Origin of the sequence: Novosphingobium sp. MD-1 (assembly GCF_001014975.1) — a bacterium.
GTDB lineage: Bacteria > Pseudomonadota > Alphaproteobacteria > Sphingomonadales > Sphingomonadaceae > Novosphingobium.
Genome location: NZ_BBXA01000010.1, coordinates 1 through 254 on the forward strand (window position 1 = coordinate 1; position 254 = coordinate 254).

The following is a 254-nucleotide window of genomic DNA, read 5'->3' on the forward strand; positions in this document are numbered from 1 at the left end:
GGCACGGTGGCGAGCGGCGCGTAGCTCGGCTTGGCGGTGTGCCAGTAGAGCTGCATGTTCACGCCGCCCGGCCACTGGATCACCACGTCGCGCCCGATCGGATCGGGGAAGGCATCGAGCCGGCGCACCGCGCCATGCTTCACCGCGGAAGCGATGGCGGCGTCCATGTCGGTGACCAGATAGCCGGTGCGCTCGTCGCCGAAGGGGTAGGGGATCGGCGTCTTGAAGCCGAAGGCGGACACCGTGCCGGCGGG

General features: G+C 70.5%; 1 pseudogene. It reads right to left on the minus strand.

Going from position 1 to position 254, the window contains the following annotated elements:
- Positions 1-254: pseudogene (locus tag NMD1_RS00710) on the minus strand (glyoxalase); the annotation flags it as partial.